14 protein-coding genes are annotated in these 16,401 nt (G+C 49.9%); 12 read left to right on the top strand and 2 right to left on the bottom strand.

The genetic code is table 11. The annotated features are described in order from the left end of the window. Positions 1–261 precede the first annotated feature (261 nt). The gene (locus FS806_RS18015; RefSeq protein WP_144939412.1) at positions 262–636 is read left to right on the top strand and encodes a hypothetical protein; all 375 of its coding nucleotides are present in this window, start codon (positions 262–264) and stop codon (positions 634–636) included. Then, positions 623–1,090 (top strand): hypothetical protein, encoded by a 468-nt coding sequence (locus FS806_RS18020; RefSeq protein ID WP_144939414.1) that lies wholly within the window; start codon positions 623–625, stop codon positions 1,088–1,090. Before FS806_RS18015 ends, FS806_RS18020 begins: the two co-directional genes overlap by 14 nt. A gap of 237 nt (positions 1,091–1,327) precedes the next feature. Here FS806_RS18020 and FS806_RS18025 read toward each other — a convergent pair whose 3' ends face one another. Next, complete coding sequence (locus FS806_RS18025; protein WP_144939416.1) at positions 1,328–1,753, bottom strand: DUF2621 family protein; 426 nt, start codon at positions 1,751–1,753, stop codon at positions 1,328–1,330. 146 nt (positions 1,754–1,899) lie between these two features. Between FS806_RS18025 and FS806_RS18030 the strand changes: the two genes are divergently transcribed. The 8 genes from FS806_RS18030 (at position 1,900) to tkt (ending at position 12,503) form a co-directional block, all read left to right on the top strand. Then, positions 1,900–3,030, top strand: a complete 1,131-nt coding sequence (locus FS806_RS18030) for a deoxyribonuclease IV (protein WP_144939418.1) — start codon at positions 1,900–1,902, stop codon at positions 3,028–3,030. Positions 3,031–3,113: 83 nt separating this feature from the next. Then, positions 3,114–4,019, top strand: coding sequence for a formyltetrahydrofolate deformylase (gene purU, locus FS806_RS18035; RefSeq protein WP_144939420.1), 906 nt, complete (start codon positions 3,114–3,116; stop codon positions 4,017–4,019). Positions 4,020–5,053: 1,034 nt separating this feature from the next. Then, on the top strand, positions 5,054–6,106 hold the full coding sequence (locus FS806_RS18040; protein ID WP_144939422.1) for an ABC transporter ATP-binding protein: 1,053 nt from the start codon (positions 5,054–5,056) through the stop codon (positions 6,104–6,106). Further along, a complete protein-coding gene (locus FS806_RS18045; protein WP_144939424.1) occupies positions 6,099–6,977 on the top strand; it encodes a carbohydrate ABC transporter permease in 879 nt (292 codons plus the stop codon). Before FS806_RS18040 ends, FS806_RS18045 begins: the two co-directional genes overlap by 8 nt. A gap of 33 nt (positions 6,978–7,010) precedes the next feature. Continuing rightward, positions 7,011–7,841 (top strand): carbohydrate ABC transporter permease, encoded by an 831-nt coding sequence (locus FS806_RS18050; RefSeq protein ID WP_144939426.1) that lies wholly within the window; start codon positions 7,011–7,013, stop codon positions 7,839–7,841. A gap of 26 nt (positions 7,842–7,867) precedes the next feature. Then, entirely contained in the window at positions 7,868–9,178 is a 1,311-nt protein-coding gene (locus FS806_RS18055) for an ABC transporter substrate-binding protein (protein WP_144939428.1), read from the top strand. Between the two features lie 39 nt (positions 9,179–9,217). Beyond that, complete coding sequence (locus tag FS806_RS18060) at positions 9,218–9,985, top strand: glycerophosphodiester phosphodiesterase family protein (RefSeq protein ID WP_144939430.1); 768 nt, start codon at positions 9,218–9,220, stop codon at positions 9,983–9,985. A 511-nt stretch (positions 9,986–10,496) separates the two neighbouring features. Then, a complete protein-coding gene (gene tkt, locus FS806_RS18065) occupies positions 10,497–12,503 on the top strand; it encodes a transketolase (protein WP_144939432.1) in 2,007 nt (668 codons plus the stop codon). A gap of 77 nt (positions 12,504–12,580) precedes the next feature. On the opposite strand, the gene FS806_RS18070 is transcribed toward tkt, so the two are convergent. Beyond that, on the bottom strand, positions 12,581–13,474 hold the full coding sequence (locus tag FS806_RS18070) for an NAD(P)-dependent oxidoreductase (protein ID WP_144939434.1): 894 nt from the start codon (positions 13,472–13,474) through the stop codon (positions 12,581–12,583). Between the two features lie 249 nt (positions 13,475–13,723). Between FS806_RS18070 and FS806_RS18075 the strand changes: the two genes are divergently transcribed. Then, positions 13,724–15,079, top strand: coding sequence for a glucose-6-phosphate isomerase (locus tag FS806_RS18075; RefSeq protein ID WP_144939436.1), 1,356 nt, complete (start codon positions 13,724–13,726; stop codon positions 15,077–15,079). 202 nt (positions 15,080–15,281) lie between these two features. Then, positions 15,282–15,923, top strand: a complete 642-nt coding sequence (locus FS806_RS18080; protein WP_144939438.1) for a YigZ family protein — start codon at positions 15,282–15,284, stop codon at positions 15,921–15,923. Positions 15,924–16,401: the final 478 nt, after the last annotated feature.

The following is a 16,401-nucleotide window of genomic DNA, read 5'->3' on the forward strand; positions in this document are numbered from 1 at the left end:
GTTAATTGCGCACGTACGGATCTGTGAGGGGTAAGGGGCACAATCCTCGAAGGAAAGGCCCCGCCTACTCGACCAGGTTTTAATCCAGAAGTCTAGGAACTTATCAAGTTTTTTTAATGCCCTACTAGCAGGTGAAGTGAGAGAGAGACTCCGACAAGTAGGGTTTCCGATTTCCGCACGGTTGAAACTGATTATTTGACTTTTCGAAGATTCATAATGCGGCATTCGCAAAAAAATTAAACACGCAAAGGAATTGAAATAATGGATAAATTTAAAAAATACGTGGAGAACCAACTGGACAAAGTAAAACGGTCGGCATCCCATCTGGTAGCGGACAAGCCGGGATCGGATGGTCAGGAGGAAGATGCCTCCATTGAGCTTGATCCGCAGGATTTCGAGCGTTTGAAGAACAAAGCTGCGCGGGAGCGGACAACTGTGCAGGCTTTGATCAACCGGGCGATCCATAATTTGCTGAACGAGAGTCAGGGCGGGGGGAACATCCATGTGACCGAGGAACAGAAACGAAGAAATCCGTTATTATGCTTGGATGGTATGACTCGCCGTACGGATTTCGGACTTGGAGTCGCGGCTGTGCATGGATCGGGAATGGAGGAGGAAGAAGATGAGAGACAGTGAAAACTGGGATTACCAGAAATCTGTTTTTTTGGATGAGAGCGCCCTGGCGGCATATATGAATCCGGACCATCCCCACTATGGGAAAGCGAGATCTTTCATTATGGATATGGAGGACATGGATCGCCCCTTCGTAACGACCAGCCAAAATATCTTTGATCTGCACGAATGGCTGCGTGATAACTACGGGTATTCCCATGCCGAATATTTTCTTGATATCATTGACCGTTCCGTTCAATCCGGAAGATTGCTGCTTATCTCGGGCAACCCGCAGATTGAGAAGGAGGCGAAGCAATTTCTGATTCAATGTCCGGAGCTCCGCTATTCCCTGCATGAAGCGACCACGGCGGTCGTCCTGCTTACCTATCGGATTCGGCGTATATTTACATTCAATCGCAGCTATCTCAAGCTTCCCGCTCTATACCAAGAGATCCGGGTCATCCCGAGTTCCTTGTAAAAGCGGCATCGTTCATTGAGCCTTCCGATTGGAAGACGTTCGCAAATGATAGAGGTTTCGATCGGCGGATTCATTTATAGCAAGCGCAGCTACGGGACCTTCGTGTTATTGAAACGGGGGTGCATTTTCTTTAGCGGGTAGTCTTCTATTCCCCACCAGCAGAACTAACCAAAAAACAAGGGCCGGGAACCATCAAGAGTTCCGGCCCTATATTTATTTTGGGAATCACCTTCGCGATCATTTGCCGTGCAGCAAATGGCGGAAGGGGGTATAATCGATGTTCTGCTTCTCCAGGAAGGTAACAAGTGCTTTGTAGTCCCTTCTTGGCGTAGCGAGAATATATCCTTCTATACAATGCTCGCGGGTGACTTCATTCGCTCCGCTTTCCAGCGCGACCTGCCCGATCTTCGCGGCAATGGAGTGTCTGGCTATGTCTCTGAATGGGCTTGGCACCGGTTGGACGAGCTTATCCAGAAAAGCCTTGCTCTCTTCCGTCCATAGATGGCGGGAGGCCTCAACATAATGATTCTGCCAGTCCAGTTTAGACATTCCGTCGTTCTTGGGCAGCACCTTCATAAATTTGCGGAACATAAAAAAACCGCCGACGCTCATGAACGCAAGGAGAGCAAATCCCCAAATAATAAGTGTCCATTGGAAGAGCACACATCTTCACCTCGTTATACAGCCTTGTTCGTTCTTGGATTAGTTAGTGATTATAAGGAAATTATACCGCATTTCTGGATTTATTTCGAGTTTATTAGTAAAATAGCAGGAAGGATTCATTTTTATAATGAGTGAGGGAGAGGCCGATGTTAAAAATAGGTTCACACGTTTCCTGTTCGCCTAAAGGGCTTTTGTGTGCGGCGGAAGAAGCCGTATCATACGGGTCCAGCTCGTTTATGATTTACACCGGGGCACCTCAGAATACGAGAAGAAAGCCAATTGAGGAAATGTATGTTTCCGAAGGCTTGGAAGTGATGAAACAGCACGGCATCCCGGAAATTGTCGTTCATGCACCCTATATTATCAATTTGGGCTCCTACAAGGAGAGCACTTATGAGCTGGCGGTCCGGTTTCTCCAGGAGGAGATTAAGAGGACTCACTATTTGGGCGTTCGTAATATAGTGCTCCATCCCGGAGCCTATACCGATAAAGATGCCGAATACGGAATTGCTAGAATTGCCGAAGGGCTTAACGAGGTTCTTAAAGGGGTTAAAGATACGGAGGTTAAAATAGCTCTGGAGACGATGGCCGGCAAGGGTACGGAAGTCGGTCGTTCGTTCGAGGAGCTGGCGGCCATTATCGATAAAGTGGAGGACAATGATCAATTGACGATCTGTCTGGACACCTGCCATATTCATGATGCCGGATATGATATAGTCAATGATTTGGACGGAGTGCTGGAGGAGTTCGATCGGGTGATCGGATTGGACAGGCTAGCCGTCGTCCATCTGAACGACAGCAAGAATCCGCGGGGAGCGGGCAAGGACCGCCATGCTCCTGTCGGATCGGGATACCTTGGGTTCGAAACGATCAGCTCGGTTGTCAATCATGAGAAGCTGAAGCATCTGCCGATGATTCTCGAAACTCCTTGGATCGGGGGCAAGACGGATCAAGGAGAGCGGCCGATGTATGAGGCCGAGATTGCCATTCTTCGCGGAAATGCGGAAGAACGCCTGGGATCGGAGTATCTTGAGGATGTGGACAGGCTCAACCATTTCTTCACCAAGCAAGACCTGGACTCCCGCAAATATGTGTTGGGAGTATGGGATCTTCTGAAGAATGATGCCAAAGCGAAAAAAGAGGATAAAAGAGAGCCCATGGAGCGTTTATACGATATGGTAGTCGCCGAAAATCTGTTCCCCGAGCTGAATGAGGAGCAGATCAATCATCGGCTGACGGGCTGGTTTGCCGCCAAGAGCGTATTGCAGCTGGCTTGAATAAGCTTGTATTCTGACGGGAATTGAATCTATTCATTCCCGTTAGCTAAGGAACAGTGCAACAAGAATGTGGAGGATAGAAGATGAATCGAGTAGTCACTAACGCGCAGCGTAAGAAATTAACCCAACAGAATGAGAATCGTGCGAGAATGCTGATTTCCTGTCCGGATCAGCCGGGAATCGTCGCTGCGGTTTCCCGTTTTTTGCATGAGCATGGCGCCAATATCGTTCAGTCGGATCAATATACGATGGACCCTGCAGGCGGCATGTTTTTCATCCGCATTGAATTTGACTTGAACGATCTGGAGCGCAGACTTGAGCCTCTGGAAGTGGATTTCCAGGAGGTCGTGGCCGAGAAGTTCCAGATGAACTGGAGCATTCATTGCGCAAGCAGGAAGAAGAGATTGGCCATCTTCGTCTCCAAGGAAGACCATTGTCTTCTGGAGCTGCTGTGGCAATGGCAGGCCGGGGATCTGGATGCGGAAATAGCGATGGTGATCAGCAATCACCCGGATATGAGGGAATTGGTCGAATCGTTCGACATCCCGTATCATCATATTCCGGTCACCGCGGATACCAAACCGGAAGCGGAACGAAAGCAGCTCGAGGTGATCGGCGATCAAGCGGATACGATCGTTCTGGCGCGCTACATGCAGATTTTGTCTCCAGTGTTCATTGAGCAATATCCGAATAGAGTAATCAATATCCACCATTCCTTCCTCCCGGCTTTCGTCGGAGGAAAGCCTTATGCCCAGGCTTATGAACGGGGGGTCAAAATTATTGGAGCTACCGCACATTATGTAACCGAGGAATTGGACGGAGGTCCTATTATCGAGCAGGATGTCCAACGGGTAAGCCATCGGGATGATGTGGAAAGTTTGAAGCGCATAGGCCGCCACATTGAGAGGATCGTGCTGGCGCGGGCCGTTTCATGGCACGTCGAGGATCGGATTTTGGTTCATCAGAACAAGACGGTAGTCTTTAATTAATATTTTGTAAATATCAGATGAGAAGAACAGAAGGCCTTGGGAAACCGGGGGCTCTGTTCTTTTTTTTGTACCCGCAAATAGGGAAGGAACACCTGAAGAATAGCTTCTTCTTTTACTTTCGAAAACCGGCATTTCCCCTCATAAAACCAAACGCCAATCGATAATTATTGACAATAAACGATAATATATTAAAATAAAACATGACTATTTAAAAGTAAAAGGTAAATTACGAAAGGGTGACCGCTGCCAAATCATAGCAATTATTTAAAATCAACAGAAAATGATAAGCGAGCTACTGCATTAATGTTTTTTTGAGCATTTACTGAAAGCGCTGTATTTCTTTTGAAAATGATTATGAAAACCCGTAATATCACTCGGTTTACAGATTTTTAACGGAAGGAATATCAATTTCTTATTGACATAAATCATTTTCTGCGTTAACTTATGAACAAAACAAGCAAAAATGAACCGTATGTAGCCATATTTAAGTAATAATTTGCTTGTAAATGTTCTATAAAGCTTAAATCGGACTGAGAATTTGGTAACCACTGGCTTTTCCCTTGGAGAAATATAGAAGAGATAACCGGTGATGTTACAATCATGCTCAGTAGCAGCAAGGTTTTTCGAAAGATTTTTATAGCATGAATGATTTAAAACGACTTTCTGCGTATAAATGAGCGTATATGCACTTTTAGATTTGCCAAACTCTCTCGTTGTCTTTTTATAAAATATAAGAAAGTATAAGTTTCGCCTTATACTTGTTCTCATATTTCATCGGTAAACGCGCCCGTCCCAAGGAAGGCGATAGCCGTTTATCCTTGTTTGTTCGTAATCGTTAAGGAGATATACGCAGACTTTTTTGGAGGAGGTGATGGATAGATCGTTGCATGGTTTTGTGGAAAGCGCTGTCAATGCAGTGATGCATTAAATTTGAATGGTTATTGTTAGGAGCGGGTTGAAGCCGGCAGTAGGTTAACGGATAAGAACGAACAGAGAAGTACTAAGAGAGGTTGATTTGGAAAGGAAGATGGCTCTTGGCATCTATTGAATTTGTGCAGGTTACGAAATCGTTTGATAAGCATGTCATCATCGACAATCTGAATTTAACAATCGAAGACGGGAAATTCACTGTCCTGGTCGGCCCGTCAGGCTGCGGGAAAACGACTCTGCTTAGAATGATTGCCGGACTTGACCCCCAGACATCCGGAAAAGTGCTCATCGACGGCAAGGATGTCACCAGCATAGCCCCCGGCAAGCGAGGGGTGGCGATGGTATTTCAAAACTATGCGATCTATCCGACGATGTCCGTACGGGAAAATATCGAGTTTGGTTTAAAAAATAATAAAGTCGGCAAGGAAGAAAGGACGCGCTTGGTGGAGAGCATCAGCGCGACGGTCGGATTGCAGAATTATCTTGACCGCAAGCCGTCCACCTTATCAGGCGGGCAGCGCCAGCGCGTAGCTCTAGCCCGCGCCATGGTCAAGAAGCCTTCCGTGTTCCTGATGGATGAACCACTCTCCAATCTGGATGCCAAGCTGCGGGTGCAGATGCGTCTGGAGCTGATCGAGATGCATAAGAAGCTGGGTTCCACCTTCGTCTTCGTTACCCACGATCAGGTGGAGGCTATGTCCATGGCGGACACTATCGTTCTGATGAATCAGGGGGAAATTCAGCAAGAGGCGCCGCCGGATGTTATCTACCGCGAGCCCAGCAATTTATTCGTCGCCCAGTTTATCGGCTCACCCCCAATGAATGTAGGCGATCTGGGCATCGATGGGGTCAAGTTCGCCTTTCGTCCGGAAAGTGCGGTATTGTCCGAGCAGCCCGGGGACTTTCATTTTTCCATTAACGGGGTTATTGCAACGAGGGAAATGCTGGGTTCGGAAACGATCTATCAAGTCAGGGCGGAGGAACATTCCTATATGGTGAAATGCACCGAGGACCTGTTCACCGTTGACCAGAAAATTCATCTGGGAGTGGATGCTTCCAAAATTTATTTATTCGGAGCAGACGAAAAACGGATTCATGATGATCATGTCCGCTACACCGATTATATGAGAGCGCTGAGAGGGTTAAGCCATGGATAAACGCAAACTCTGGGAGACGCTCCGCCCGTATTTGTTGATTCTACCCGCCATGGCAGGCATATTCCTGTTCGTTCTGTACCCGGTCGTTTATTTAATCTACTTAAGCTTCTATAAATATAATCTGCTCAACAAAGATAAAAGCGTGTTCGTCGGTTTGGATAATTTCAAACAAATCATGGGCCGTGAAGACTTCTATATATCCGTCGGGAATACTTTCGTCTATACCTTGGGAGTCGTCTTCTTCACCATGATTCTGTCTCTGCTGATAGCCGTATGGCTGAACAAGAAGACCCGTTTCAACGCTCTGGTGCAAGCCGGGATCTTTACTCCGCACATTATTTCCATCGTCTCCATTGCCCTGGTCTGGATGTGGATGATGGAGCCCAGTCACGGCTTGCTTAACTTTATTTTAAAAGCGGTCGGTCTCCCGCCTTCCCAATGGCTGCAGAGCTCGGGAACAGCAATGATCTCCATCATGATCGTTTCCGTATGGCACAATATCGGTTACTTCACCTTAATCATTTTGGCGGCTCTCCAGAGTATTTCTCCGAGCATTTATGAGGCGGCCGCGCTGGACAATGCCAGCAGATATAAAGTTTTTTACAAAATTACTTTGCCTTTGATATCACCGCAGCTGTTTTTTATTTTGATCATTATGACAATCGGTTCCTTCAAAGTATTCGACACCGTAAGAATCATGACCGGCGGCGGTCCCAACAACGCCACGACAACGCTGGTCTATTACATTTATAAATTTAGAACAACCAATATCGGATACGCTTCCGCAACCGGAGTAATCCTGATGGTGCTCATTTCGATTCTAACCTTTGTCTATTTCCGGCTGCTGGCCAAGAGGGTGCATTATCAATGAGATCAAGATGCCAAACAAGGAGGTGCGTGAACAATGACCTTTGATCTCCATCTGATCCGGCGAGTACTCAATTTTGTATTGAAAGCGATCGTTTTGATCATATTTGTGTTTCCGTTTCTTTGGATGATTTCAACTTCGTTGCAGACGTTTGAGGAGACAATGGCGTTTCCGCCCACCTGGATTCCGGCTTGGCCTCAGTGGAAGAACTTTGCTGATGCGATGAGCGCCGGTCCGTTCCTTACTTACTTTAAAAACTCGGTCGTTATCACGTTCTCGATTATCGTTATTCAATTCATCGTAATGATTCCTGCCGCCTATGCTTTCGCCAAATATGAGTTCAAGAGCAAGAAGCTTCTGTTCGGGCTCGTTCTTCTGGCGTTCATGATTCCGGGGCAGGTCACCTTTATCCCCGTGTATCTGATGCTGGCCGACTGGGGGATCATCAATACGTTATGGCCGCAAATCATTCCGTTTATGTCCAATGCTTTCGGCATTTTCCTGCTGCGCCAGTATTTCATGCAGATTCCGCAGGAGCTTATCGAGTCCGCCAGGCTGGACAATGCCAGCGAGTTTAAAATCATTTGGAAAATTATGATACCGATGTCGATTCCCGCATTGGCCACTATCGCGCTATTCAGCTTCGTCAGCCATTGGAACGATTACTTCTGGCCGCTGGTGATGACGGATTCCTCGGCTGTCCGTCCTCTGACGATAGGAATCTCCATGCTTAGAGAGACGGAGGGAATAAGCAACTGGCATATTATTATGGCCGGTAACGTGGTGCTGGTGGTCCCGATCTTGATCGTCTATCTGTTCGCTTCCAAACAAATCGTCCGGGCCTTTGCTTATTCCGGGATTAAGTAAGAAATCGAGAAGAGGGGGATTTTCTAATGAAGAAGAAATTATCCGCTATTTTATTGACCGCTGCCATGTCATCCGTTATGCTGGCCGGCTGCGGCGGGGGTACCGCAGAGGAAAACAATGGAGGATCCGGGCCCAGTCCGGAAGCGAAGACGGAATCTCCCGGAGGTAAGACCACCGTTCAGTTCTGGCATTCCCTGGGAGGGAAAAATGGCGAGTACATAAGTGCCGCCATCGACCGCTTCAACCAATCTCAGGACAAGATTGAAGTGGTCGGCACGTACCAGGGCTCTTATGTGGAGACGGTAACCAAGCTTCAGCAGTCCGTCGCCGCCAAGACCGGCCCGGATATCAGCATGCTGGAGCGCGCTTATGTTCAGATGTTCGCGGACTCTGATGTGCTGGAGGACCTGAAGCCGTACCTGGAGAAGTCGGGCATGAGCCAGGACGATTTCGTCGCCGGTTTGATGGGGCACTCCGTCTTTAACGATCAGCTCGTTTCCCTGCCGTTAAACCGCTCCACCCCGATTCTGCATGTGAACAAAACGATGCTCGACGAACTTGGACTGGAGGTGCCCGGCACCTGGGAGGAGCTGAAAACCGTCGCCGAAGCCCTGGTAATTAAAGGAGGCGGTGAGAATGAACGTTACGGCCTGACGATGCCTTATGACACATGGTATCCTATGGCGATGATTACTCAGGCCAAGGGCAAATTCTTCAACGATGACAATACATCCACCGGATTTGAAGCGGAAGGGGTCAAAGTATTCAAGTTTCTTAAAGAGCTGCAGAATGCAGGCGCCCTTTATTATCCTCCGGCCCAGGATTCCGGCAACATCGTCAATCAGATGTTCGTCAACGGCAAGGTCGGGATGATGTTCCAGTCCACCGGTGTGATCGGCACCTTCTCGAGCAATGCGAAGTTCGATTATGTGACGGCCTTCCTGCCGAAGGACGAAGTGTATGCGACTCCTACGGGCGGGGCTAACATTGCGATGCTGTCCTCTTCCAAAAATAAAGACGCCGCATGGGAGTTCATCCACTGGCTGATGACCGACCCTCAGGGTTCCCTGCAGTTTATTCTGGATTCCGGCTATCTGCCCTTCACCAAGTCTATGGTAGAGTCTCAGCAGATCAAGGATCTCTGGGCGGAAAATCCGAACCGCAAAGTGGCCTTCGAACAGCTTGAGCATGCCATTGACACGAATAAAGACGTAGCCTGGCCGCAGGTCGAGCAGGAGTTTTTCTCCGCCATACAGGCGATCATGTACGACAATAAAGATATAGAATCTACGCTTGCAACCTTTAAAAAAGAGACGGAACGGATTCTCGGCAACTAGCACGGATCCCGTTCCGAATGGAGAAGAGAGGAACTATACATGATAGAAAGTGTTGAAAATCATAATTCCGTCGTTGTGTCTGGGCATCGGGGATACAAATCGGCTTATCCGGAAAACACGCTTCTTGCCTTCGAGCAGGCGATCCGATTAGGAGTGGATATGCTGGAGTTCGACCTGCGGTTGACCAGGGATCAGGAAATTGTCGTGATCCATGACGAAACGGTCGACCGGACGACGAACGGCACCGGGAGGGTAAGCGACTTTTCCCTGGCTGAGCTTAAGGAGCTGGATGCGGGAAGCTGGTTCGGAGACGAATTTGAAGGGTTGAAAATTCCGACTCTGCAAGAGCTGTGCGAGCTGCTTCAGGCATATCCGCAGACCCTCTTGAACGTTGAAATCAAACGCGGTCCCAACGCTAAAGAGGCGGCTGACCGGGCAATCGCCATGCTTGAAGAATACGGGTATCTTCCCCGCTGCGTATTCACCTGCTTCGATGCCGATGTGATCGCCCACATCTATGACACTTATCAATTGAGAACGCAGGGCTTCCCGGAACAACTGATGTCCAATTTCCGCCCGGGGCCGGGCGGAACCTTCAGTAAAATGTGGGCGGTAGGGATCAGTATGGAGCTGTTATCCCCGAAGACAGTGGAGGAGTTCCAAGCCATGGGCCTGCTGGCCTGGTGTTACTGTCCTGACAACGACAAGCAAGTGTATTACGCATTGGGCTGTGGAGCCACTCTAATGACCTGCAACGATCCGCTGCCGGCTCTGCGCATACGCAGCCAGATGGGAACTCATCAGTAAAGCGAGCAAAACCATACTCAGCGCTCATACCGTTTTTAATCGGCCGGTCCTGGCAAGATGCCCGGCCGATTTTCCCGTATAACGGAGCATGATATTTACTTAGTCTAGTCACCTTCCAAGCGCTTGGTTATACCCGCTTCCTGACAGCATCCTGCCGAAAGTTAGGGATAATTTTACCCGGCTAATATGGCACAGTTGAAGAGGGAATGGTACAATAAGGGGAATGGACAATCGATCATCGGCCATCCCTGATTGTCGATGAAAACTGGATCAACCGGAGATAACAGATAAGAGAGAAAATTAAACCGGCACCTCTGAACGGCGGTAAGGCTCTGAAACCTTATTCAAGAGATTAGCCGCTGTCGGAAAGAAAGTCATTGTAACTAGCAAGGAATGGGAAGAGCCTGTTTCCAGCGATTACGTGATAGTCAATCCCGCAGTCCTATCCGGACTGGCGATGACAGGCGGTCATGGAGACAGTGCTGGCAATAACAATGTAGGGGGATTACTTATGACGACTAAGAGTCAATTGGAACAACTAGCGATTAATACGATTCGTACACTCTCCATCGATGCGGTGGAGAAGGCTCAATCCGGCCACCCTGGTATGCCCATGGGGGCTGCACCTATGGCTTACAAGCTGTGGTCGAAATTTATGAATCACAATCCCGCCAATCCGGAATGGTTCAACCGTGACCGGTTCGTGCTGTCTGCGGGACATGGCTCCATGCTGCTATATAGCCTCTTGCATCTGTTCGGATACGATCTGTCCATTGACGATCTGAAGAATTTCCGTCAATGGGGAAGCAAGACTCCGGGGCATCCGGAATACGGACATACTCCCGGAGTAGAGGCTACGACCGGCCCTCTGGGACAGGGAATCGCCATGGCAGTCGGAATGGCGATGGCTGAGGAGCATATGGCGGCTGTCTATAACCGGGATAACTTTAGCATTGTGGATCATTATACTTACGTCATTTGCGGAGACGGGGATTTGATGGAGGGCATCAGCAGCGAAGCCGCTTCGTTGGCCGGACATCTGCAATTGGGCAAATTGATTGTTCTGTACGATTCCAACAATATTTCTCTCGATGGAGAATTGAATCTGTCCTTCTCCGAGAATGTGCTGCAGCGTTTCGAAGGGTATGGCTGGCAGGTGCTCAGAGTTGAGGACGGCAATAACCTGGAGGAAATTCATGAGGCGATCGCGGCAGCGCGTGCAGACTATCGTCCGACCCTTATTGAAGTGAAGACGGTCATTGGCTTCGGAAGTCCTAACAAAGGCGGTACTTCGGCCGCTCACGGTACTTTCTTGGGCAAGGACGAAGTGCAGTTGACCAAGAAGGTCTATGAATGGCATGAGGAAGAGGATTTCTTCGTCCCGGATGTAGTGCGGGCCCACTTCGAGGAGATGAAGCAGCAAGGAATCAAGAAGGAAGAAGCTTGGAACGAGCTGGTAGCGGAATACAAGAAAGCTTATCCGGAGCTGGCGGCTCAATTCGAGCAGGCGGTTAAGGGAGAATTGCCGGAAGGCTGGGATGCCGATCTGCCGGTGTATTCCCCTGAAGACAAGGCTATTGCCACCCGCAAAGCTTCGGAGAACGCCTTGAATGCTATCGCCAAGAACGTGCCTGCGCTGATCGGAGGCTCTGCGGATCTGGAGAGTTCGACATTTACGCATATCGCATGCAGCGGGAACATGACTGCCGCAGACAACGGCGGCCGCAATATTTATTACGGCGTTCGCGAGTTCGGAATGGGGGCGGCCGTTAACGGAATGGCGCTTCATGGCGGAGTCCGGCCTTACGGCGGAACGTTCTTCGTCTTCTCGGATTATTTGCGCCCGGCCATTCGTCTGGCTGCACTGATGAAGCTTCCGGTTATCTACGTGTTCACCCACGACAGTATCGGAGTAGGGGAAGACGGGCCTACCCATGAGCCTATCGAACAGCTTGCCGCACTTCGCTGTATGCCGGGAATCACTGTGCTTCGTCCGGCGGATGCCAACGAAACAAGCCAGGCTTGGCGTTATGCGGTTGCGAACAAAGAAGGCCCGGTGGCTCTAGTTCTTACCCGTCAAGGAGTGCCTAACCTGGAAGGAACTGCGGAACTGGCCAAGGACCATCTGTCCAAAGGAGCTTACGTATTGGCGGATGCGCCGGACGGCAAGCCTCAGGCGATCCTGCTGGCTACCGGTTCGGAGGTCAGCCTGGCTATGGAAGCCCGCAAGCAGTTGGCCGAACAAGGAATCGGCGTGCGCGTCGTAAGCATGCCAAGCTGGGAGCTCTTCGAGAAGCAATCCCAGGAGTATAAAGATTCCGTCCTGCTCCCGGATGTCAAAGCCCGCCTAGCTGTCGAGATGGCTTCTTCCCTTGGCTGGCACAAGTATATTGGCGACCAGGGAGATACGCTATGCATCGACCAATTCGGCGCTTCGGCTCCAGCCGGCATCATTATGAAGGAATACGGCTTTACGGCTGACAACGTAGCGGCTAAAGTTAAAGCTTTATTGAAATAAACCGAACAGGCAGCCGTAATCCGGCTGCCTGTTAATCCATATGTGAAGGAAAGTTTCGGGAGGAGCGGCTGTCTCCTCTACCTGTCTTTTTCGATCCTGCGGCCTATCCATTCCTCATAGCATTGAATGACCGAGCACAAGTCTTGATCGCCCAGTCCTTTGCTCAGGGCCATCTGGTATAACGTGGAGGCGGAATGGAGCAGGGGAAGGGGCAGTTGAAATTTGGAGGTTTGATCGGCGGCCAGCAGCAGATCCTTAAGCATGAGCTGCAGGGAGAACTGTACGTCGAAATTGCGGTCTATAATCTTCGTCCCTTTCAGCTCGGCTTGTCTGCTGTTGGCAGCGCCCGACGTGACGATGCCGAGGAATTTCTCGGGGTCTAGATTGGCTTTGGCGGCCAGTGCCATTCCTTCAGCCAATGCCAGCGCATTGATGCCGACGATGGTATTGTGGGCAAGCTTCGTATAAGAGCCGGAACCGGATGGCCCCATGTATACAGCCTTGCTGCCCAAGGTTTCGAACAGATCGGCATGCTCCCGGAACACCTCTTCCTTCCCGCCTACCATAAATACCAAAGTTCCATCGATCGCGGCCGGCTTGCTGCCGGTTACCGGCGCATCGAGGAAATCGCCCCCGCGCGCAGACATTTCCGCTTCTATCCGGCGGCTTGTTTCCGGGGCAACGGTGCTGCAGTCAATCATGGTCAGACCGGGATGGGTGCCCTGCATAATTCCATCCTCATCGAAGGTCAATTTCAATAGGACTTGATCGTTGCTTACATTGGTGAAGAGAACATCGGCCGAGCGAGCGGCTTCGGCAGGTGTGGCGGCCCACTTGGCCCCCGCTTCCAGCAGCTTCTCCGCTTTGGAAGGCGTGCGATTATATACAGTAAGGGGATAGCCTTGCTTCAATAAATTCGAGGCCATAGGAAATCCCATGGTTCCCAGGCCGATAAATCCGATTGATTTCATGATCCGGTTCACCTCTTCCGCATATTTGCCTTTATTTTAGCATTAGAGGCGTCTTGCGAAAACTATAAGAGCAGGATTGCAGCGATATTTAAGATACTGTATCTGACAGGCAGGCTTTCGGAGGTCAGTATGCATGTGGGATAGCTTACCGATAGCCTCGTCGCCCGTCAACTTGCATTTCCTTGCATCAGCCAGTATTCTTAGCATATGAATACATCCGCTTTAGAGCTAACTACAAGGAGGATAACCATGAGTTCGAAACTTCATTTTGACTACAGCAAAGCACTGCCTTTCTTCGGCAGACATGAGTTGGATAATATAGCGGCATCCGTTCGTTTGGCCCATGACCAACTGCATCAGGGAACCGGTGCCGGCTCGGATTATTTGGGCTGGATCGACCTTCCCGTTAATTATGATAAAGAAGAATATGCTCGCATACATAAAGCGGCCAAGCAAATCCAATCGGACTCCGATGCGCTCGTCGTTATCGGAATCGGGGGCTCCTATCTCGGTGCGCGTGCGGCGATCGAGATGCTGTCTCACTCCTTCTATAATCTGCTGCCGAAGGATAAGCGGAAGACACCGGAGGTTTACTTCGTAGGCAACAACATCAGCTCCACCTATGTCACTCATCTTCTCCAGCTTCTCGAAGGCAAGGACATTTCCGTCAACGTCATTTCCAAATCCGGAACGACGACGGAGCCGGCTATAGCCTTCCGGATTTTCCGCGAGCTGTTGGAGAAGAAGTACGGCAAGGAAGAAGCCCGCAAGCGGATCTATGCCACAACGGACAAGGCCCGCGGCGCATTGAAGAAGCTGGCGGACGAGGAAGGCTACGAATCGTTCGTCATTCCCGACGATGTAGGCGGCCGTTACTCCGTACTGACTGCCGTAGGCTTGCTGCCGATTGCGGTAGCCGGAATCGACATCGATGCCATGATGCAAGGCGCTGCCGATGCCCGGGAGGCTTACTCCAATCCGGACTTGAACGAGAATGAAAGCTACCAGTACGCTGCCGTGCGCAACATATTGGCCCGCAAAGGTAAAGGCATCGAGCTGCTCGTCAATTACGAGCCGTCCCTCCACTTTGTTTCCGAATGGTGGAAGCAATTGTTCGGCGAGAGTGAGGGTAAGGATTACAAAGGAATTTACCCGGCCTCCGTCGACTTCTCGACCGACCTGCATTCGATGGGACAATTCGTCCAGGAAGGGACGCGCAATTTGTTTGAAACCGTCATTCAAGTGGCTAAAGTACCGGAAGAGATCGTGATCGGTACAGACAAGGACGATCTGGACGGTTTGAACTTCCTAAGCGGAAAGACGATGGATTTCGTCAACAAGAAGGCTTTCGAAGGAACGATGCTTGCCCATACCGATGGACAAGTTCCCAATCTGATTGTCACGCTGCCGGATATGTCGCCATATACGTTCGGCTACATGGTGTACTTCTTCGAGAAGGCTTGCGGAATCAGCGGCTACCTGCTCGGCGTCAATCCGTTCGACCAGCCGGGAGTGGAGGCTTACAAGAAGAACATGTTCGCTCTGCTCGGCAAACCGGGCTATGAGAAAGAGAAAGCGGAGCTGGAGGCCCGTTTGAACGGCTAATTAAAGGTTTTCGGTCATCCGGTGTTTAACAGGTTTCGCCAATAGGGAGACCTTGAAGGGCGATTCATTCCACTCAGGGGATGGGTCGCTCTTTTGTCTATATGATCTATGAGAAAGGCGCGGGGACAGGGGAGGAATCCTCGGAGCCGGGATACCGTTAGCTTTCGGAGGAAGAGTTGAGGAAACGGAGGGATCAGGGCTGATGCTTGCTCAATACAAGACCGTTAAACAATATGGCGCTAAGGAAATTGTGATCAAAAAATCGCGCTTTATCGGCCACGCCAAACCGGTGCAAAGCGAGGAGGAGGCTCTGCAATTCGTAGAGGCCATCCGTAAGGAGCATTGGTCGGCCACGCATAATTGCTGGGCATATGTAGTCGGAGAGCGGGACGAATATCAGAAGCAATCCGATGATGGGGAGCCTAGCGGAACGGCCGGAAAGCCTATTCTGGAAGTGATCAAAAATCAGGGGCTGAAAAATGCCGCCATCGTGGTGACCCGCTACTTCGGCGGAATCATGCTGGGGGCCGGGGGACTGATCCGCGCATACACGGACGGAGCGGTGGCGGCGATCGAGGCCGGCGGACCGGTATATAAAGTGCTGCACCAGGAAGTGTATGTGGAGATAGACTATCATTGGCTGGGGAAAGTGGAGAACGAACTTCACATGAAAGGCATTCTCCGCGGGGAATCGAATTTTACCGATAAGGTTTCTCTTCTGTGCCTTCCCCTTCTGGAGCAGACGGATTCTTTCGTAGACTGGATGACGGATCTGACCCAAGGTCAGGCTGCGATTAGCAAAGGGGAAGCATTATACCGCGAATATGATGAACTGCCTGATTAACTGGATGATGCCCGATAACCGATAGCGGAACTCTGGCGCCGGATAGTGTAAATCAGGGCAGGTCTTTATGTGAAAGATCCGTGCGATGCGTGATTCTAAAGCGAAACTGCAGGTCTTTTTGCGAAAGGCCACGTCTCGCCTGAATCTAAAGCGAAACTGCAGGCTTTGCAACTGCAGGTCTTTTCGCGAAAGGCTGCGTCCGTGCCTGAATCTAGAGCAAAACTGCAGGTCTTTTTACGAAAAAGTCGCGATATGCCTGAATCTAGAGCAAAACTGCACGTCTTTGAAGCGGATTTTGTGAAATTGCGCCATTTTGTCCAAAAAGACCTGCACAATTGAGCGTCTTTTGCCCTTTTTGGAGATAAAGGCCGGATTTTAATGTACTTTTGTTCGTCTTTTGCAACACGTCCATGTTCGTGATGGGCGGGTGCTTTGGCGAATCCGGTAAATCTATCACAAGGAAGATAAGATGCGCAAA

The organism is Paenibacillus sp. 32O-W (assembly GCF_007679495.1).
GTDB classification, from domain to species: domain Bacteria; phylum Bacillota; class Bacilli; order Paenibacillales; family NBRC-103111; genus Paenibacillus_L; species Paenibacillus_L residui.

Excerpts from the sequence above, each read along its gene's own strand:
- FS806_RS18015 (WP_144939412.1), top strand. The coding sequence starts at position 262 with ATGGATAAATTTAAAAAATACGTGGAGAACCAACTGGACAAAGTAAAA.
- FS806_RS18020 (WP_144939414.1), top strand. The coding sequence starts at position 623 with ATGAGAGACAGTGAAAACTGGGATTACCAGAAATCTGTTTTTTTGGAT.
- FS806_RS18030 (WP_144939418.1), top strand. The coding sequence starts at position 1,900 with ATGTTAAAAATAGGTTCACACGTTTCCTGTTCGCCTAAAGGGCTTTTG.
- purU (WP_144939420.1), top strand. The coding sequence starts at position 3,114 with ATGAATCGAGTAGTCACTAACGCGCAGCGTAAGAAATTAACCCAACAG.
- FS806_RS18045 (WP_144939424.1), top strand. The coding sequence starts at position 6,099 with ATGGATAAACGCAAACTCTGGGAGACGCTCCGCCCGTATTTGTTGATT.
- FS806_RS18050 (WP_144939426.1), top strand. The coding sequence starts at position 7,011 with ATGACCTTTGATCTCCATCTGATCCGGCGAGTACTCAATTTTGTATTG.
- FS806_RS18055 (WP_144939428.1), top strand. The coding sequence starts at position 7,868 with ATGAAGAAGAAATTATCCGCTATTTTATTGACCGCTGCCATGTCATCC.
- FS806_RS18060 (WP_144939430.1), top strand. The coding sequence starts at position 9,218 with ATGATAGAAAGTGTTGAAAATCATAATTCCGTCGTTGTGTCTGGGCAT.
- tkt (WP_144939432.1), top strand. The coding sequence starts at position 10,497 with ATGACGACTAAGAGTCAATTGGAACAACTAGCGATTAATACGATTCGT.
- FS806_RS18070 (WP_144939434.1), bottom strand. The coding sequence starts at position 13,474 with ATGAAATCAATCGGATTTATCGGCCTGGGAACCATGGGATTTCCTATG.
- FS806_RS18075 (WP_144939436.1), top strand. The coding sequence starts at position 13,724 with ATGAGTTCGAAACTTCATTTTGACTACAGCAAAGCACTGCCTTTCTTC.
- FS806_RS18080 (WP_144939438.1), top strand. The coding sequence starts at position 15,282 with ATGCTTGCTCAATACAAGACCGTTAAACAATATGGCGCTAAGGAAATT.